Raw genomic sequence first — 18,354 nt, 5'->3', positions numbered from 1 at the left:
GCTGCAGGAGCCGCGCCGTCAGCCTTCCGCCATCGCCATTCGCCCACGGACTACGCTGGGCTTGTGGACGTACTCCAGTTGCAGGCAGCGCTCCAGGAACAGGTACATATAGTCGTAGCTTTTGCACACGGCTAGGCGCAGCTCTTCCTGCAGCGCCTTGCTGGGGTTTTGGCCGGCGAGCGTGCAGATGATCTCCAGCGCCTCCCAAGGATGAGCATCATCGTACTGCGCGTGCATTTTCAGCCATTTCATGGCGCGTTTGCGTTCCTCATCGGCAAATGACGCCGCATAGATCCCGTTGGAACAGACCAGCGCCGCCCACTCCCCCGTCGCTCCCTCGATCGCATAGTTGGTGGCGGCGATGGCCACGATCAACGAGTCGGACGAACTGGTATGCCAGCACCAATGACTCAGCGCATGCAGCTCGGGCGCCACTTGTTGCGCCTGCAAATCTTCCAGACTCACGCCATGGGCACGACTCCAATGCAGCCAATAGTCGGCATGATTGAGTTCTACACGGATATTGCGCATCAACCAGCGGCGTGCCATGTCTTCGCCCGGGTGCCGGGCAAAGCGGGTCTTGGTCAGGTTCTGCGCCATATACAGCGCAAATTGTTCCACCACCGGCCAGCCACCAATCAAGTATTGGCGCATGGTCCTGGCGCTGAGTTGGTTGTCGCGCATACGCAGGTAAAGTTCATGTTCGACAACCCGACGCTTGCTCTCGCTGCACGCCTGAATCAATTGCTGAGCCCAGGCAGGATAACTAGCAGCTTCCATAAGCGGGCCGGTTCTGTTGAATGTATCGATCACTGTCGCACTCCTTTTGATTGTGATGGTTAGGGATCGACAGACAACTTCAACGGAACGTACCGGGCGCCTTGAACAACAATGGCCGAGGTCGACTCGGCCGACAGAGCAGGCTGTCAGTGGTAAACAACTGCGGACGTTCAATGTTGTAACCCTGCGCATAATCCACGCCGATTTCCAGCAAGGCCTGCTCGATCTGCGGGGTTTCAACAAATTCGGCAATCGTGCGCTTACCCATGACATGACCAATGTGGTTGATCACTTCGACCATTGCGCGGTTAATCGGGTCGTCCAGCATATCCCTGACGAAACTTCCGTCGATCTTTAGAAAGTCTACAGGTAAGTGTTTCAGATACGCGAACGATGACATTCCGGCACAAAAATCATCTAGAGAAAAGTAGCAACCCAAGCCTTTGAGTTCATTAATAAATTTAATTGCACTGGATAAATTTGAAATTGCACTGGTTTCAGTAATTTCAAAACAAATCATTTCAGGCGGAATACCGTGAATAACAAACTGCTGACGCAAGAAGATTAAAAATTCATCATCACCAATAGTAATGCCTGACAGATTAATCGCACACATCGCCATCGGCCCTTCATGTTGTCGGGCCATACACTGGGCAATTATCTTGAATACATTCTCGACCACCCAGCGATCCAGAGAAGTCATCAAGCCATAACGTTCGGCGGCGGGAATAAAAGAACTGGGCAATATCATTCGCCCGGCTTCGTCATGCAGTCGTAGAAGAATTTCGACATGCCCACCGCCTGTATCGACGTGCCCCAAGGTGGCGATTTCCTGGGAGTACAAACAGAAGCGATTTTCTTCAAGGGCCATGTGCAAGCGCTGCACCCAAGCCATTTCGCCAAAGCGCAGCGACAACTCGGAATCGTCGACATGGTACAGCTGCACGCGGTTACGGCCCTTCTCCTTGGCCATGTAGCACGCCATGTCCGCCGCCCGCAGCAAGGCTTCCAGGGTCGCCGGATTCTGCGCGACGTGCACCAGGCCGATACTGACAGTGGTCACGAATGGCCGGCCTTTCCAGACAAAATGCAGGTTTTGCACGGTCTGGCGCAGGGTCTCGGCGATTTTCTCCGAGGACTCCGGCGAGCAGTTCTCCAGGAGAATGCCGAACTCGTCCCCCCCCAGCCGAGCCAGGGTGTCACCCTCGCGCAAGCCCGACTGCAGCAAGGCACAGATGTGTCGCAGCAACTCATCGCCGGCAGCATGCCCACAGGTGTCATTGACCAGCTTGAATTGATCGAGGTCGAGGAACATCAGCGCATGTCGCCCAGGTTGGCGTGTCAGGTTATGCAGCGCCTGCTCCAGGCGAAATTCGAATTCGCGACGGTTGGCCAGGCCGGTCAAGGCGTCGTGGGTCGCCTGCCAGGAAAGGTTGGCGATGTATTGCCGCTCCTGGGTCATGTCATGCAACACCAGCACCGTGCCACTGACCTTGCCCGCCGTGTGAATCGGCGACCCGACCAGGGTCACCGACACCGTACTGCCGTCCAGACGCTGGATCAGCTTGGCGTGTTCGCTGCTGCCACTGAGCTGACCGCTGAGAATGTGCTCGATCAGGGTGAAGCCGTCGGCCTGGGCGTTCTCATCCAGCAGATTGAACAACTCCGCCAGCGGCAGGCCGACGGCCTGTCCAGCCTTCCAGTGGGTCAGTGCTTCGGCCGCCGGGTTCATGTAAGCAATGGCGCCCTCGACATCGGTGGTGATCACGGCGTCGCCAATCGACTGCAAGGTAATTTGCGCGCGCTCTTTTTCCAGCTGCAAGGCATCGGCAAAAGCGTGGCGCTGCGCGAGCAATTTGTGGGTCCGCAGCAAGGCCAGGACAATCAGACCGAGCGCGGTTGCCAGGTTGGTGTACAGCAACCAGCGCAAAATCACCCGCGAGCCCTCGCCCAGCGCATCGCTGAAGGCCTTGGCGGCGGGGGTTACACCTTCATTGATGGCAAATATCCGCGCTTTCCACCGCGCCATGTCCGCTTCGGTGGCCTGGTTGCGGCTGATGCGCTCGTGCATGTCCCGGGCAACAGTGTCCAGCTGGACCAGATACGCATCACCCTCAATCCAACGATCGATAGCGATTTGCAGATAGCTGAAATGGCGAAAATTCAAGTACAGCCAGATCAGGCTCGGTACGTCGTCCGGGTGATTACCCCCCTTGAGAATGCCTAGTCGGGCCGCCTCCAGGTCCGGCGGCTCGCGGTCCAGTGCAACCCGCAGTTCATGGCCACCTTCCGGCACCGTCATGGCCTGCTGGTATTTTCGAAAGATAGATTCGTCGCGGTTGTCAGCGTAGAGATTGAGGTAGTAGATCGCGTCTTTCTGGCTCTTGGACCACAGGCTCTCGCCGGCCACATAGCCGCGAACCGCCGACAGCGTATAGAGGCTGACACCACCGAGCAGGGCCTGAAATAGGACGACGGCAATAAACGGCCAGACGATGCCCAGCAGCCGAGGTGTCCCGAGCGTCCTTTTTTGCTTCATGAGGTCCCTTGCGTTAACGCTGCTTGATCGACGTGCAGCCGAAATCGTTACAGCTAGCCTAGGAGGCGATCTCACTCCCGGCAAGCCGCGACATTTTTAATGCTCATACGTGATGAAGCAGTTTGCTGTTGACGGCAACCCCAATGCATTGGAAGTGGCCTGGAAGTAAGTGCCGGCCGCCTTCAGTGCTGTTGCAAATGACCGTACAGCTTGGCGTACAAACCACCCTCCGCGATCAGTTGCTGATGGTCGCCATCCTCGGCAACTTGCCCGCTATCGAACACCAACACCCGGTCGGCCTGCTTCACCGCCGAGAGGCGGTGGGCAATGATCAAGGTGGTCCGCCCACTGAGAAACCGCGCCAGCGCCAGGTGCATGTTGTACTCGGTGGCGGCATCGAGCGCCGAGGTGGCTTCGTCTAGAATCACCACCTTGGGTTCGGCGAGCACCATCCGGGCAATCGCCAGGCGTTGGCGCTGACCACCGGACAAACGCACACCGGAACGCCCGACAATACTGTCCAGCCCCTGGGGCAAGCCCTTGACCGTGGCATCGAGTTGGGCGATCTGCAGGGCCTGCCAGCAGGCTTCGTCACTGCGCTCACGGCCCATGGTCAGGTTGGCCCGAATGCTGTCGTTGAACAGCGCCGGGTGCTGCAGCACCACCGCGACATGCTCGCGGATGGTTTCCAGGCCAATGTCGTGCTGGGTGACACCGCCAAAACGGATTTCGCCGCCCTGGGGGGTATAAAGCCCCAGGAGCAATTGCACCAAGGTGCTTTTACCGCCACCACTGGCCCCGACGATGGCGACTTTTTCTCCGGGCGCAATGGACAGGTTCATCTGGTCCAGCACCGGCTCGTCGCCATAGCTGAAACTCAGGCCTTGCACTTCGATACCGACTGTCTCGCGCCCCTTGAACGGATCGATCCCTCCCGGGTACTGCGGCTCGTCGGCGCGCGACAACAGCTCATTGATGCGCGTCAAGGCACCGCCGGCGGCGTAATAGGCGTATTGCAGATTCAGCAGTTGTTCGACCGGACCGATCATGAACCACAGGTAGCTGAACACCGCCAGCATCTGCCCGATGGACAGGTCGGAGAACAACACAGTGAGCATCGCTGCGGCACGAAAGATGTCGATGCCGAACTGGAACAGCAAGCCACTGGCGCGGCTCGACGCATCGGTTTTCCACTGCGAGTTGACCGCATAGTTGCGCACGTCCCGGGCGCGCGCGCCAAGACGACCGAGGAAAAAGCCCTGGCGGTTACCGGCACGGATTTCCTGAATCGCGTCCAGGGTCTCGGTCAGCGCCTGGGTGAACCGCGAGGTGCTGTCGTTCTCCAGCTTCTTCAGGTGCTTGACCCGCTTGCCCAACTGCACCGTGGCGTAGATCACCAGTGGGTTGAACAGCAGAATCAGCAGTGCCAGCTGCCAGTGCATCCAGACCAGGATCGCCGCCGTGCCCACCAGCGTGAGCATGGCCACGAGGAACCGACTGAGAGTCTCGCCGACAAACTTGTCGACCGTGTCCAGGTCGGTGACCAGGTGGGTGGTGACCGTGCCGCTGCCCAGGCTTTCGTACTCGCCCAGGGAAATGCACTTGAGGCGCTCGATCAGCCGCAGGCGAATGCGATACACAATGTCTTTGGCCAAACCGGCAAACAGCCGAGCCTGCACCACGTTGAACAACAATGCCGCACACCGCAGGGTCAGGGTGATCAGCAGCATCAGGCCGATATAACCGGCGGCGCTTTGCCAGGCCTGGGGTAGCGCGTGGTTCATCACCTTCAGCGCAGCATCGCCATTACCCAGCAACACCTCATCCACCAGCAACGGCAACAGCAAGGGAATCGGCACGCTGCACAGAGTCGCCAGGACGGCGACGCCATTGGCGATCCACAAGGCTTTTTTATGCCGCAGTGCCAGGCGACGGATGTGTGCCCAACTCAGCCGATCGACTCGCTCCGGTGGCTGTCCAGCGTCAGGCTGGTCATACACAGGCGGCACGCTCCAGCCAGCGGCCGAGCAACGGGGACAGCTCGCTAAGTGGTTGGTAGCCATTGGTCAACAAGGCCAGTTGACCGTTACGCTCGGCCAACAAGGTCGGGAAGCCGGCAATCCCCAGGTCCTGGACCCAGGTGAAATCCGCCGCCGTGGCGGCGTGCTGGTCGGCACGGTCGAAGGCTGCGGCGAATTCGATTCGCGGCAAGCCCGCTTGCTCGGCCAACTCCACCAGCACGCTGGCATGGGTCACATCGCGCCCCTGTGCATAAAAAGCCTGCTGGATCAGCTTGAGCAACTGCCAGGCGCAATCCGGTGCCAGGCTGCGGGCCGTGACCAGCGCGCGGCAGGCGGGCTCAGTGTCGTAGACAAAACCTTCGGGCAGCGCACCGTCGAGCTTGAATGGTTGGCCGGTGGCGTCGTTGACGGCCTGCCAGTGTTCAAGAATGTAGCGCCGGGTAGTCGGCTCCAGCGCCGCGCCACTGCCCGTGCGCAAACCGCCGACCACCAGGTGCACGTCCACGCCGGCGGCCTGCGCCTGCAAGGCCAATGCCTCGGCCACCGGAGCGAACCCCCAGCACCAGGAACACATCGGGTCCATTACATAGAGCAGGCGCGCGGTCATGGTTCAGGCCTCGGTGCTGGATTGCTTGTAGTTGTAACCAATCGGGTGCGGCTGGTTGCGCGCCTTGGCCAATTCGATCTGCTTTTGCCGGTCGATCGCACTGCGACGGGTTTTCTCGCTCAGCTTATCCCAGCAATGAGGGCAACTGATGCCAGCTACATAGTGCTCGGATGCGCGGTCTTCTACACTGACGGGTGTACGACAGGCATGACATTGATCGTAGTCGCCTTCGCTCAAGTCGTGGCGAACGGTGACCCGGTTATCGAATACAAAACAGTCGCCCTGCCATTTGGTTTCTTCCTGCGGCACCTCTTCGAGGTACTTGAGGATTCCGCCCTTGAGGTGGAAGACCTCATCGAAGCCCTGGCTGAGCATATAGCTCGAAGCCTTCTCGCAGCGAATGCCGCCGGTGCAGAACATCGCGACCTTCTTGTGCTTGGCCGGATCGAAGTTGGCTTTGATGTAGTCGGGAAATTCGCGAAAACTGGTGGTCTTCGGGTCGATCGCCCCTTCAAAAGTGCCAATCGAGACCTCGTAGTCATTACGGGTATCGATCAACAGCACTTGCGGGTCGCTGATCAAGGCGTTCCAGTCCTGCGGCTCGACATAGGTGCCGACTTTCTTGTTCGGGTCGACGCCTTCGACGCCCAGGGTCACGATTTCTTTTTTGAGCTTGACCTTGGTGCGATAGAACGGCTGATCGTCGCAGTACGATTCCTTGTGGTCGATATCGTCCATGCGCGGGTCGTTCTTGAGCCAGGCCATCAGGCCGTCGATGCCTTCGCGGCTACCGGAAACCGTGCCGTTGATGCCTTCCTCGGCAATCAGCAGGGTGCCTTTGATGCCGTTGTCGACCATCGCCTGCAGCAGGGGCTCGCGCAGTGCAACGTAATCTTCCAGGGTGACGAACTTATACAGTGCCGCCACGACAATCTGTTGTGTCATGGGTATTTCTCCAGGTGGCTACCCTCGTAAAGGGTGAACCGGATGCGAAAAAAAACGCGCCGGCATAAGCGGCGCGCTGCGTAGTCTAACAAAAATCAGCTGGCCTGTAGGCGATCAGTGCTTGCTGCCGCCGGCACAAGTCGGCGAGGCAGGCGCGGCGCCCGTCTTGGCCCATTCCTCGGGGGTATAGGTGTGCAGCGCCAACGCGTGAAACTCACCCATCAGGTCGCCCAGCGTGGCGTAGACCTTCTGGTGGCGTTTGACGCTGTTGAGCCCGGCGAACTGTTCGCTGACCACTACCGCCTTGAAGTGGGTCTGCAACCCGCGGCTGTGCATGTGGCTTTCGTCCAGCACATCCAGGTGCACGGGTAGCAACGCGTTCAGCGTCGTCTCAATACGTTGTTGCATGGTCATCACGGGCTCCGGTCAGGGCTTTTTCTTGGCGGCTGCCGCGGCTTTTGGATCAAGTTCGTTGGTCATGTCGGCCAGCAGTTTGTTGACCACCGGTACCGCGCTTTCCAGTTTGGCCTGGGTCATCTGCGCCGATTGCTGAGTCAGCTGAGGCATTTTTTCCAGGACTTTTTTGCCCAGAGGCGACTGGTAGAACGCGACCAGGTCCTTGAGTTCTGATTCGCTGAAGTTGCTGGTGTACAGCTTGACCATGTCCGGCTTGAGCTTGTTCCAGCCAATGGCCTGGTCCAGCGCGGCGTTAGCCTTGGCCTGGTAGGTTTCCAGCAGGGCTTTTTTCGACTCCGGGGCCTTGGTCTGTGCAAAGCGCTGGGCAAACATCTGCTGCACCTGCATGTACACCGGGGTACCCAGCTTGTCGGCATGCGCCAGGGTCAGGAAAGCCTCGGCGCTGGCATTGTGGCTGGCGGTATCGGCGAAGGCCTGGCCGCTGGCGCAGACCAGGGCAACCGCGGTACAGATGGCACGAAGACGGGTCATCGAGTTTCCTTTTCTAGCTGGCGAGGTAAAACCCCAAGGGGAGCCATTCTGCGCCTAAAAAACGCGTGCGCTCAACCCCTCCCCCTTGCCGGGCCTGATTTGCAGCAACCGAACGGTAGAAAAATCGACTGATGGAACCCCCAGCGACATTCAGCACCTAAACTTCGCTATCAACCCTGAAGGAATGTGACCCATGAGCCGTATTGAAACCGACAGCCTTGGCCAGGTTGAAGTCCCGGATGACGCCTACTGGGGCGCGCAGACCCAACGCTCGCTGATCAATTTCGCGATTGGTAGCGAACGCATGCCACTGGCGGTGCTGCACGCCCTGGCGCTGATCAAGAAAGCGGCGGCCCGGGTCAATGATCGTAATGGTGACCTGCCGGCCGATATTGCCCGGCTGATCGAACAGGCTGCCGACGAAGTGCTCGACGGCGAGCATGATGAGCAGTTCCCCCTGGTGGTCTGGCAAACCGGCAGCGGCACCCAGAGCAACATGAACGTCAACGAGGTGATTGCCGGGCGTGCCAACGAACTGGCCGGCAACCCGCGTGGCGGCAAGGCGCCGGTGCACCCGAACGACCACGTCAACCGCTCGCAGAGCTCCAACGACTGTTTCCCCACGGCCATGCACATCGCCACGGTGCAGGCCGTGCAACAGCAACTGCTGCCGTCTATCAACGAACTGTCCGGTGGTCTCGCCGAGCTGGCGGCGCGCCACATGAAGCTGGTGAAGACCGGGCGCACCCATCTGATGGACGCCACGCCGATCACCTTCGGCCAGGAGATGTCCGCCTTCATCGCCCAACTCGACTACGCCGAGCGAGCCATCCGCAGCGCCTTGCCGGCCGTCTGCGAACTGGCCCAGGGCGGGACCGCCGTCGGTACCGGGCTCAACTCGCCCCATGGCTTTGGCGAAGCGATTGCCGCGGAGCTCGCCGCCCTCTCCGGCCTGCCGTTTGTCACCGCACCGAACAAGTTCGCCGCGCTGGCCGGTCATGAGCCGCTGACCACCCTATCCGGCGCCCTGAAAACCCTCGCCGTGACCCTGATGAAACTCGCCAACGACTTGCGCCTGCTCGGCTCCGGGCCGCGCGCCGGTTTCGCCGAGGTCAGGCTGCCGGCCAACGAACCAGGCAGTTCGATCATGCCCGGCAAGGTCAACCCGACCCAGTGCGAAGCCCTGTCGATGCTGGCCTGCCAGGTGCTAGGGAACGACGTGGCGATCGGCTTCGCCGCAAGCCAAGGTCACCTGCAGTTGAACGTGTTCAAGCCCGTGATCATCCACAACCTGTTGCAATCGATCCGCTTGCTCGCCGACGGCTGCAGCAACTTCCAGTTGCACTGCATCGCCGGCCTGGAACCGGATGCCGGGCAAATGGCCGCTCACCTGGAACGAGGCTTGATGCTGGTGACCGCGCTGAACCCGCACATCGGTTATGACAAGTCGGCGGAAATCGCCAAGAAAGCCTACAGCGAGGGGTTAACCCTGCGTGAGGCGGCGTTGCAGTTGGGCTACCTGACAGACGAGCAGTTCGATGCCTGGGTGCGCCCGGAAAACATGCTGGAGGCAGGCAAGCAGGGCTGAAGCAGCCAGTTGGCAAGCTCCCGCAGGTTACACACAATCCTGTGGGAGCGAGCCTGCTCGCGATGCTCTAAAGTACGCCGCAATTTTTCAACTGATCCGCGTCACCGCCGCCCGCATCCGCCGTGCCCTGAGCCCGGCAATCAGCGACGGCCCCAATGCCACCAGCGCCGACCCCAGCACCACCAGCAACGCGCCGCCATACGCCAGGCCATTGATCTGCTCGGCCTGTACATACTCCGGCCATAACCAGGCCGCCAACGCCACCGCTGCAAAGGTCACCAACGGGGTGATCGCCAGCGTTGCACTGACCCGTGAGGCTTCCCAATGGGCCAGCGCCTCGGCAAACGCGCCATAGGCAACCAGGGTATTGAGGCAGCACGCCAGTAGCAGCCAGCCTTGCAGCGGGCTCAACTGCAGCGCCTCCAGTGGATGCACCCACGGCGTGAGCAACAGGGCGCAAAACAGGTAGATCACCATCATCACCTGTAGCGAATTCCACACTGTCAGCAATTGTTTTTGCCCCAGCGCATAGAAGGTCCACACGGTGGAAGCCAACAAAATCAGGAGCACCCCGGCGGTGTAGTCACTCAAGGACGTCAGCAACTCGCTCAGGCGCTGATTGAAAAACAGCCCGAAGCCGAGCATCAGCACCAGCAGGCCAATCCCCTGCCCCAGGCTGAAACGCTCCTTGAATATCAATACACTGCCGATCAGCAACAGGATCGGGCCCACCTGCACCACCAGTTGCGCAGTGCCGGGGCTCAATAGATTCAGGCCCATGAGGTACAGCACGTAGTTACCCACCAGCCCGAGCACCGCCATCAGCACCAGCCAGCCGCCTTTGGGGCCTAGGGCCTTGCGGCTTGGCAGGCGCCGGGTGGCGGCCAGGTAGGCAAACAGGCACCCACCGGAAACCAGCAGGCGAAACCAGGTCACCGTGACCGGGTCCATCACCAGCAGCACCTGCTTGAGCTTGATCGGCAGGATGCCCCATAAAAAAGCGGTCAGCAGGGCCAGGAACAGACCATAGACCCAGCGACCGGACGAAATGTGCATGCAAACCCCAGAGCAAGACGGCGAGAAAAGCCCATTCTAGGCTTCCACGCCGGCATCACACAGGGACAGTTGCGCACTAGCCGCTAATAAGACTGTATGGGTCGCTCGGTTCAACGCACCGCTTCGAACAACCCGCTGGCGCCCATGCCACCGCCCACACACATGGTCACGATGCCGTAGCGCAGGTTGCGGCGCTGCAGTTCGCGCACCAGGTGCCCGACCTGGCGTGAGCCAGTCATGCCGAACGGATGGCCGATGGAGATCGAGCCGCCGTTGACGTTGTACTTTTCGTTGTCGATTTCCAGGCGGTTACGGCTGTACAGGCATTGCGAGGCAAAGGCTTCGTTGAGTTCCCACAGATCTATATCAGCGACTTGCAGACCTTTGGCCTTGAGCAGCTTGGGCACCGAGAATACCGGGCCGATGCCCATTTCATCCGGCTCACAACCGGCCACCGTAAAACCACGGAAGAACGCCTTGGGTTTAAGGCCCAGTTGCAGGGCTTTTTCCAGGCTCATCACCAGGGTCATAGAAGCACCGTCGGACAGTTGCGACGAGTTACCGGCCGTCACCGAGCCGTCCTCGGCGAACACTGGTTTCAATCCGGCCAGGCTTTCGTAAGTGGTGTCGGGACGGTTGCAGTCATCACGATCGACAATGCCCTCGAGGATCTGCACCTCGCCGCTGTGCTTGTCCTCGACCTTGTACTTCACCGTCATTGGCACGATTTCATCGTCGAACAATCCGCCGGCCTGCGCCTGGGCAGTGCGCAACTGGCTTTGCAGGGCGTAGCGGTCCTGCTCTTCGCGGCTGACCTGATAACGACGGGCAACGATTTCCGCGGTCTGGCCCATGGGGAAGTAGATACCCGGCACCTGCTCCTTGAGCAACGGGTTGATCAGGTTGTCGGTGTTGACGCTTTTCATGGTCAGGCTGATGGACTCGACGCCACCGGCGACAATGATGTCGCTGCAACCCGAAGCGATCTGGTTCGCCGCAATGGCAATCGCCTGCAGGCCCGAGGAGCAGAAGCGGTTGAGGGTCATGCCGCTGGTGCCAGTGCCCAGGCGCGAGAGCACGGCCACGTTACGCCCGATATTGAAGCCCTGGGCACCTTCGTTGGAACCGGCGCCGACGATGCAATCCTCGACGCTGGCCGGGTCGATAGCATTTCGTTGCAGCAGTGCGTTGACGCAATGGGCCGCCATGTCATCCGGGCGAGTCTGGTTGAACTTGCCACGGAAAGACTTGGCCAGGCCGGTTCGCACGCTATCGACGATCACTACTTCACGCATGGCATACCTCATTGTTGTTGTCGTTCAGGGGAGTGAATCGAGAATAGATCCACCACCCCGCCGACCGCGACAATCATTCATCCCGCGTATGCAAACCCATGGTGTCCGCCCCCACAGGTTTTTGGGTATATGCAAAACCATTGTGGGAGCGAGCCTGCTCGCGATGTACGTCAACGATGACGCCTACTTGTGCTTCTTATCGTGCTTGTCGGATTTCTCGAACGCCGCTTCCAGCGCCCGGTTGATGGTGCGCAGCACCTTGACCCGGGCCCAGCGCTTGTCGTTGGCCTCCACCAGGGTCCAGGGCGCGACCTCGGTGCTGGTGCGGTCGACCATATCGCCCACGGCGCCACGGTAGTCGTCCCATTTTTCGCGGTTACGCCAATCGTCCTCGGTGATCTTGAAGCGCTTGAAGGGGATCTGTTCGCGCTCCTGGAAACGCTCCAGCTGGGTCTGTTTATCGATGGCCAACCAGAACTTCACGACGATTACATTGGAGGCATCGAGTTGCTCTTCGAAGTCGTTGATCTCGCCATAGGCGCGCATCCAGTCGGCCGGCGTACAGAAGCCTTCGATACGTTCCACCAACACCCGGCCATACCAGGAACGGTCAAAGATGGTGAACTTACCCCGCGCCGGAACGTGCCGCCAGAAGCGCCACAGGTAAGGTTGCGCACGCTCTTCCTCGGTCGGCGCGGCAATCGGCACGATGCTGTACTGCCGCGGATCGAGCGCCGCAGCCACCCGGCGGATCGCCCCGCCCTTGCCTGCCGCATCATTGCCCTCGAACACCGCGACCAACGCGTGCTTGCGCATGCGCTTGTCCCGCAGCAAGCCGGCCAGCCGTGCCTGCTCGGTAATCAACTGCTCTTCATAGTCTTTCTTGCCCAGGTGCTGGCTCATGTCCAGGGCATCCAGCAGCCCGCGCTGGTCCACGCTGGTGGTCAGTGGCGCGGCGCTGACCTTGTCCGGCTTGAGGTTGGGCCGCTTGAGGGCGGCCTGTAGGCCGGCGAGCAGGATCTTGCCCACCGCCAGGCTGCGATAATGGGGGTCGACGCCTTCGATAATGTGCCATGGCGCGTAATCGCGGCTGGTGCGGCGGATCACCCGCTCGCCGTACTTCACGAACTTGTCGTAGGTCTGGGACTGCTGCCAGTCCAACGGGCTGATGCGCCAGCTATGCAGCGGGTCGTCCTGCAGCGATTTGAGGCGGGCCTTCATTTGCTGCTTGGACAGGTGAAACCAGAACTTGAAGATCAGTGCGCCTTCGTTGCAGAGCATTTTCTCCAGGCGTTCCGCACCGTTGATTGCCTGGTCCAGCACCGCGTCCTTGAACAAGCCGTGAACCCGACCTTGCAGCATCTGGCTGTACCAATTGCCGAAGAACACCCCCATACGGCCCTTGGCCGGAAGCATCCGCCAATAGCGCCAGGCCGGTGGCCGCGCCAGTTCTTCATCGGTCTGCTGGTCGAAGGTGCGCACTTCGATCAGCCGCGGGTCCATCCACTCGTTGAGCAATTTGACCGTCTCGCCCTTGCCGGCGCCTTCGATACCGTTGATCAGCACGATCACCGGAAAGCGGTCCTGCTGCTGCAACTCGAACTGGGCTTCGAGCAAGGCTTCACGCAGCGCCGGTACTTCGGCCTCATAGGTTTCTTTATCGATCGCGTGACCGATTTCGGCAGATTCGAACATGAGTGGCTCCCATCCAAGATGGCCCAAGCCTAGCGGATTGACCGGCGGTTTGTGCGGGTAATACGCGCCGAGCTGCCATAGATCAGTTGCCGTTGCCCTGATCCGCTAGAATGGCGGCCTTGCCAATGCTGAGCCCGCCATGAACCCTGTATTGCCCCACGCCCAGCTCGACTGGGACGACCAAGGCCGCCCGCGCTCGCGGGTGTTCGATGACGTGTATTTCTCCGACCAATCGGGCCTGGAAGAAACCCGCTATGTATTCATCGAACAAAACCGCCTGAGCGAACGTTTTGCCGCCCTGAGTGCCGGCGAAAAACTGGTGATTGGCGAGACCGGCTTCGGTACCGGGCTGAACTTCCTGTGTGCCTGGCAACTGTTTGAACAGCAGGCAGTGGCGGGTGCGCGCCTGCATTTCATCAGCGTTGAAAAATACCCGCTGAGCCCTGCCGATCTGCAGCGAGCCCTGGCCCTGTGGCCGGAACTCAAGGCCTTCGCCGAGCCCTTGCTGGCGCAGTACGTCGCCATCCACCAGGGTTTCCAGCGCCTGGTACTGGACCATGGCCGCGTCACGCTGACACTGCTGATTGGCGACGCCCTGGAGCAGTTGCCACAACTGGACGCGCAGATCGACGCCTGGTTTCTCGACGGCTTTGCCCCTGCGAAAAATCCCGAGATGTGGACCGCCGAACTGTTCGCCGAACTGGCGCGCCTGGCCGCTCCCGGCTCGACCATCAGCACCTTCACCAGCACCGGCTGGGTGCGTCGTTTGCTCAACGCCGCCGGCTTCAAGATGCGCCGCACGCCGGGCATCGGCCACAAATGGGAGATCCTGCGCGGGGCGTTCATCGCCTGGCCCGCAGAGACGCCAGCACCGGCAGCCGTCAAACCCTGGTTTGCCCGGCCGCCGCAGCACCTGGGCGAACGCCATGCGCTGGTGATCGGTGCCGGCCTGGCCGGCTGCGCGAGTGCCGCCAGCCTCGCCGCACGTGGCTGGCAGGTCAGCCTGCTGGAGCGCCACGCCGACCTCGCCCAGGAAGCCTCCGGCAACCCGCAAGGGGTGCTGTACCTGAAGTTGTCGGCCCACGGCACCGCCCTCTCGCAAATGATCGTCAGCGGCTTCGGTCATACCCGACGTCTGCTCGAACACTTGCACCGCGGCCACGACTGGGATGATTGCGGGGTTCTGCAACTGGCATTCGATGCCAAGGAAGCCGAGCGCCAGGCCAAGCTGGCGGCGGCGTTTGCCAGCGATCTGCTGCAGCCGCTGGATCGCCTCCAGGCACAGGCCATCGCCGGCATCGCCCTGGAACACGGCGGGTTGTTTTACCCCGAAGGCGGCTGGGTGCACCCGCCTGCGTTGTGCCGCTGGCAAGCGGCCCACCCCCAGGTGCAACTGCTGGCCCACCGCGAAGTACTGCAGCTGCGCAAGGTCGACCAGCTCTGGCAAGCCTGGGATGGCGAGACCCTGCTGGCCAGCGCGCCGGTGGTGATCCTGGCTGGCGCGGCGCAGATCAAACAGTTTGCGCAAAGTGCCGACTTGCCGCTCAAGCGGATTCGCGGGCAAATCACTCGTTTAGCGCAAACCCCACAGAGCCAGAGCCTCGGCACCGTCGTGTGCGCCGAAGGTTACGTCGCCCCGGCGCGCCTGGGTGAACACACCCTGGGCGCCAGCTTCGACTTCAAGAGCGACGACCTCACGCCGACCACCGCCGAACACCTGGGCAACCTGGACATGCTCAAGGACATCTCCCCCGACCTGGTCGAGCGCCTGCACATATCCGAACTGGACCCGGAGCAACTCCAGGGACGCGCGGCCTTCCGCTGTACCAGCCCCGACTACCTGCCGATTGTCGGTCCGCTGGCCGACAGCCAGGCCTTCACCCAGGCCTATGGCGCACTGGCCAAGGACGCCCGGCAAGTACCGGTCCACCCGTGCCCTTGGCTCGAAGGCTTGTACGTCAATAGCGGCCATGGTTCCCGGGGGTTGATCACCGCTCCGCTGTCTGGCGAGCTGCTCGCAGCCTGGCTGGACAATGAACCGCTGCCCCTGCCCCGCAGCGTGGCTGAAGCCTGCCACCCGAATCGATTTGCCTTGCGCCAGTTGATTCGCGGCAAAGCCTGAGGCCAGTCCGGTAACCTCTGCTTATAACCGATCGATCTAAAACTCACAGCACCGCAGCAGGTCAGTTTCTGAGTACCCGCCACTTCCGGCGGGTTCGAGATTGACCCTCCCCAACGGAAAAACCGGTAAGGAATTTATGTGCGGATTAGCTGGCGTTTTTGGGCCGGGAATTTTAAAGAGATTCAGGCCCCCCCCCCTAACCCTCCCTAGAAAACGCAAGAGAGGTACAAAAAGTACGAGATTTCCGTCCGATAGGACGCCTTTCAAGTGCTCGCCGCATACACAATCCTGTGTACGGAATTTGGCCATGCAATAGGATATGATCATGCCGGACTTCTGCATTACAACTGCCAAACACTCAGTTGATCGAAAGCATCTTGATCGACCTATCGTAAAAGAAGAGAAGCCATCTACAGCTGACGTAGACCGAATAGCTCCAAGGTCTTTTGTTGCAAAACCAATTCAACTCCAAAAGGCAAAACTTCAAACCAAGATTAAGAAGACTAACAAAAAGTGGAAATTCGGAGTGCACGTTTATATTATTGATAGCAACCATTAACAATGGATAGCACCAGAACTAAGAGAGACAGTTTGGAAAACCTTCCAGAGTTCGAGTAGCGTTAACGCCCTGATAGATGATCCAGCGCTTCCAGTGCTCCCCCAAGCACGCCCATGGACTCTTAGAAGATCTCATCGCAGCGCTCACGCGTGATGCTCACCAGTTCGCCTGTGACAATTATCGCGGTGAATGACTCCATTACCACCTCTTACGACAGCCTCCCGCCTACCAAGCAGAACTGCTTGATCTAGTCCTCGAGCCGGTGCTTGCGCTGGCCATTTCCGGCGCTAGGCAAAATACCCCGGCACTTCTTGATAGCGGTTTCGATCCGGCCGGCGAGCACTTCCAGCAGGTCCTGGCTGACCGGACTGAAGTCCTTGAACACCTCGGGCTTCGCGTCGATGCCGGTGACGATCACGTCGTAACCATCCATGATGGTGGCCGGGGAACTGCCGGCACCCTTTGCCCAAGCTAGCGTGTCGAGAAAGGCGAGCGTGTCGCGGCGCCCTGCCTGGGTATCCGAAAGTCTTGCCCTTGTTTTTCTCCAGGCAAAAATAAACCCGCTCGATGGCGGGCCCAGTTGCAACGCTGGCTTTGGTGTCAGATCGAATCTACTGGTATATTTCGCGCTTTTTTAAGGATCAGGTATCGCCATGCAGGGAAAACTTTATTCGATACAGGCTCTGAGAGGGCTTGGCGCTTTTACCGTAGTGATCTATCACGCTCTGTCTCTCTTCCCTTTTATGAATTTCAGAGCTGGAGCTGCAGGGGTCGATCTGTTCTTTGTAATTAGCGGAATTGTCATGTCAATCTCAATAACTGACAAGACCAAGCCGTTAGACTTTTTTGTTCGTAGAATTGTGCGCGTTGTTCCAATGTACTGGATAGCAACAACACTAGCAGCCGCATACTTTACACTTAGATATGACATGTCTATATCAACAAGCCACATCATATCATCCTACTTATTCCTACCCCCTCCTGCGGAGTTTTTCTTCCCTATTCTTTACCCTGGCTGGACTCTGAATTTTGAGATGTTCTTCTACCTGGTCTTGTCAACACTACTGATAATAAATAAAAACACGACATACACAGCCATTTGCATTCTTTTGGCCATTGGATCTTTATCAAAAAACCTTTCAAGCGCTCCAGGTTCATACTATCTTACAGAGGGGGTTCTTGAGTTTGCAATCGGCCTAATGATCGGGCAGCTCATAAAAACCGGATACAGACCAAAAACCGCTCCATCTATAATACTTATCACGTCATCAATAGTTCTGTTTGTAGTAAACAACAAATTCAAATCAGAGGGCTTTCTAGCTTGGGGCGTACCTAGCGCACTACTGATAATCGGCTGCCTCGGGTTTGACTCATCAAAATTCATGAAATCGAAGACTGCTCAATTTTTTGGTGAGGCAAGCTACTCAATATACCTATTCCATGCGCTTGTCATTTGGGCCATAGATTGGTACTCCCCTGTAGACAAATCTATTCTACACGTCGGCTTGGCGATAATCCTATCTATGCTCATTGGGGCCATTGCCTATAAGTTTATAGAGCAGCCATTATTGAAATTAATGATTGGCGCACTAAAAAAGAGTAACAGTCAAAACTAGATGCAGGTATCGATGTTCGCAGTTTCGCGCTCTATGCAAGTGGTTGCCGAAACCTCCAGCGTGATGGATATCTCAGACAGGCAAATTAAGCTCAGTTGGAGCTAAACGGCCCTAAAGGTAATCCCGCCAAGTGATGTTCTTGTCGAATCTAGTACGGTGACGCCCTGCATTGACCATAAGCGCTCCATAAACCCGGCACTCAAGGCGCTTAGCTGACCCCGGATGCTGTGCTCCCGACGCCCTCAGGAGCCAGCATCACCATGATGCGACCCGATGCCAGGGGACAGGCCCCCTATACCCCAAGCCGGTCTGGCGAGCTGCTCGCAGCCTGGCTGGACAATGAACCGCTGCCCCTGCCCCGCAGCGTGGCTGAAGCCTGCCACCCGAATCGATTTGCCTTGCGCCAGTTGATTCGCGGCAAAGCCTGAGGCCAGTCCGGTAACCTCTGCTTATAACCGATCGATCTAAAACTCACAGCACCGCAGCAGGTCAGTTTCTGAGTACCCGCCACTTCCGGCGGGTTCGAGATTGACCCTCCCCAACGGAAAAACCGGTAAGGAATTTATGTGCGGATTAGCTGGCG

General features: G+C 59.1%; 14 protein-coding genes and 1 pseudogene. 4 read left to right on the top strand and 11 right to left on the bottom strand.

All coding sequences use genetic code 11. The annotated features are described in order from the left end of the window. Positions 1-18: 18 nt before the first annotated feature. From CKW24_RS11525 to CKW24_RS11495, 7 genes are all read right to left on the bottom strand, one after another. Complete coding sequence (locus CKW24_RS11525; RefSeq protein WP_371917586.1) at positions 19-780, bottom strand: TenA family transcriptional regulator; 762 nt, start codon at positions 778-780, stop codon at positions 19-21. Between the two features lie 79 nt (positions 781-859). Next, entirely contained in the window at positions 860-3,319 is a 2,460-nt protein-coding gene (locus tag CKW24_RS11520) for an EAL domain-containing protein (RefSeq protein ID WP_095168010.1), read from the bottom strand. Positions 3,320-3,501: 182 nt separating this feature from the next. Then, on the bottom strand, positions 3,502-5,319 hold the full coding sequence (locus tag CKW24_RS11515) for an ABC transporter ATP-binding protein (RefSeq protein ID WP_095168008.1): 1,818 nt from the start codon (positions 5,317-5,319) through the stop codon (positions 3,502-3,504). Continuing rightward, positions 5,312-5,914 carry a DsbA family protein gene (locus CKW24_RS11510; RefSeq protein ID WP_174244628.1) on the bottom strand — a complete coding sequence of 201 codons (603 nt, stop codon included), beginning with the start codon at positions 5,912-5,914 and terminating at the stop codon, positions 5,312-5,314. The genes CKW24_RS11515 and CKW24_RS11510 overlap by 8 nt, the downstream gene beginning before the upstream one ends. Positions 5,915-5,950: 36 nt before the next feature. Next, the gene (locus CKW24_RS11505; RefSeq protein ID WP_095168005.1) at positions 5,951-6,892 is read right to left on the bottom strand and encodes a rhodanese-related sulfurtransferase; all 942 of its coding nucleotides are present in this window, start codon (positions 6,890-6,892) and stop codon (positions 5,951-5,953) included. A 114-nt stretch (positions 6,893-7,006) separates the two neighbouring features. Next, the gene (locus tag CKW24_RS11500) at positions 7,007-7,306 is read right to left on the bottom strand and encodes a BolA family transcriptional regulator (RefSeq protein ID WP_095168004.1); all 300 of its coding nucleotides are present in this window, start codon (positions 7,304-7,306) and stop codon (positions 7,007-7,009) included. Between the two features lie 12 nt (positions 7,307-7,318). Then, the gene (locus tag CKW24_RS11495; RefSeq protein ID WP_095168002.1) at positions 7,319-7,840 is read right to left on the bottom strand and encodes a DUF2059 domain-containing protein; all 522 of its coding nucleotides are present in this window, start codon (positions 7,838-7,840) and stop codon (positions 7,319-7,321) included. A gap of 193 nt (positions 7,841-8,033) precedes the next feature. Between CKW24_RS11495 and CKW24_RS11490 the strand changes: the two genes are divergently transcribed. Beyond that, on the top strand, positions 8,034-9,428 hold the full coding sequence (locus CKW24_RS11490) for a class II fumarate hydratase (RefSeq protein ID WP_095168000.1): 1,395 nt from the start codon (positions 8,034-8,036) through the stop codon (positions 9,426-9,428). An 87-nt stretch (positions 9,429-9,515) separates the two neighbouring features. Here CKW24_RS11490 and CKW24_RS11485 read toward each other — a convergent pair whose 3' ends face one another. The 3 genes from CKW24_RS11485 to pap all read right to left on the bottom strand — a co-directional run bounded on the left by CKW24_RS11485 (position 9,516) and on the right by pap (position 13,474). Then, positions 9,516-10,484, bottom strand: a complete 969-nt coding sequence (locus tag CKW24_RS11485; RefSeq protein ID WP_095167999.1) for a DMT family transporter — start codon at positions 10,482-10,484, stop codon at positions 9,516-9,518. A gap of 110 nt (positions 10,485-10,594) precedes the next feature. Further along, a complete protein-coding gene (locus CKW24_RS11480; protein WP_095167997.1) occupies positions 10,595-11,779 on the bottom strand; it encodes a thiolase family protein in 1,185 nt (394 codons plus the stop codon). Positions 11,780-11,962: 183 nt separating this feature from the next. Beyond that, positions 11,963-13,474: a polyphosphate:AMP phosphotransferase gene (gene pap / locus CKW24_RS11475; RefSeq protein ID WP_095167995.1), complete on the bottom strand. Its 1,512-nt coding sequence runs from the start codon at positions 13,472-13,474 to the stop codon at positions 11,963-11,965. A gap of 139 nt (positions 13,475-13,613) precedes the next feature. Here pap and mnmC point away from each other — a divergent pair, with 139 nt between their 5' ends. After that, on the top strand, positions 13,614-15,596 hold the full coding sequence (mnmC, locus tag CKW24_RS11470) for a bifunctional tRNA (5-methylaminomethyl-2-thiouridine)(34)-methyltransferase MnmD/FAD-dependent 5-carboxymethylaminomethyl-2-thiouridine(34) oxidoreductase MnmC (protein WP_095167994.1): 1,983 nt from the start codon (positions 13,614-13,616) through the stop codon (positions 15,594-15,596). 806 nt (positions 15,597-16,402) lie between these two features. On the opposite strand, the gene CKW24_RS11465 is transcribed toward mnmC, so the two are convergent. After that, entirely contained in the window at positions 16,403-16,741 is a 339-nt protein-coding gene (locus CKW24_RS11465) for a hypothetical protein (RefSeq protein WP_371917585.1), read from the bottom strand. A 67-nt stretch (positions 16,742-16,808) separates the two neighbouring features. On the opposite strand from CKW24_RS11465, the gene CKW24_RS11460 reads away from it, so the two are divergent. Both CKW24_RS11460 and CKW24_RS28165 read left to right on the top strand, forming a co-directional pair. Next, positions 16,809-17,771, top strand: coding sequence for an acyltransferase (locus CKW24_RS11460; protein WP_095167992.1), 963 nt, complete (start codon positions 16,809-16,811; stop codon positions 17,769-17,771). A gap of 308 nt (positions 17,772-18,079) precedes the next feature. Beyond that, positions 18,080-18,199 (top strand): annotated as a pseudogene (locus CKW24_RS28165) (hypothetical protein); the annotation flags it as partial. Positions 18,200-18,354 lie beyond the last annotated feature (155 nt).

The organism is Pseudomonas sp. Irchel 3H3, from assembly GCF_900187635.1.
Lineage (GTDB): Bacteria > Pseudomonadota > Gammaproteobacteria > Pseudomonadales > Pseudomonadaceae > Aquipseudomonas.
Note: the sequence above shows the minus strand (reverse complement) of the source record. Positions and strands in the feature narration are given on the sequence as shown.

What these genes read in the sequence shown, in the direction of transcription:
- CKW24_RS11485 (WP_095167999.1), bottom strand. Translation starts at nt 10,484, where the DNA reads ATGCACATTTCGTCCGGTCGCTGGGTCTATGGTCTGTTCCTGGCCCTG.
- CKW24_RS11490 (WP_095168000.1), top strand. Translation starts at nt 8,034, where the DNA reads ATGAGCCGTATTGAAACCGACAGCCTTGGCCAGGTTGAAGTCCCGGAT.
- CKW24_RS11505 (WP_095168005.1), bottom strand. Translation starts at nt 6,892, where the DNA reads ATGACACAACAGATTGTCGTGGCGGCACTGTATAAGTTCGTCACCCTG.
- CKW24_RS11510 (WP_174244628.1), bottom strand. Translation starts at nt 5,914, where the DNA reads ATGTGTTCCTGGTGCTGGGGGTTCGCTCCGGTGGCCGAGGCATTGGCC.
- mnmC (WP_095167994.1), top strand. Translation starts at nt 13,614, where the DNA reads ATGAACCCTGTATTGCCCCACGCCCAGCTCGACTGGGACGACCAAGGC.
- pap (WP_095167995.1), bottom strand. Translation starts at nt 13,474, where the DNA reads ATGTTCGAATCTGCCGAAATCGGTCACGCGATCGATAAAGAAACCTAT.
- CKW24_RS11520 (WP_095168010.1), bottom strand. Translation starts at nt 3,319, where the DNA reads ATGAAGCAAAAAAGGACGCTCGGGACACCTCGGCTGCTGGGCATCGTC.
- CKW24_RS11460 (WP_095167992.1), top strand. Translation starts at nt 16,809, where the DNA reads ATGCAGGGAAAACTTTATTCGATACAGGCTCTGAGAGGGCTTGGCGCT.
- CKW24_RS11525 (WP_371917586.1), bottom strand. Translation starts at nt 780, where the DNA reads ATGGAAGCTGCTAGTTATCCTGCCTGGGCTCAGCAATTGATTCAGGCG.
- CKW24_RS11495 (WP_095168002.1), bottom strand. Translation starts at nt 7,840, where the DNA reads ATGACCCGTCTTCGTGCCATCTGTACCGCGGTTGCCCTGGTCTGCGCC.
- CKW24_RS11480 (WP_095167997.1), bottom strand. Translation starts at nt 11,779, where the DNA reads ATGCGTGAAGTAGTGATCGTCGATAGCGTGCGAACCGGCCTGGCCAAG.
- CKW24_RS11500 (WP_095168004.1), bottom strand. Translation starts at nt 7,306, where the DNA reads ATGACCATGCAACAACGTATTGAGACGACGCTGAACGCGTTGCTACCC.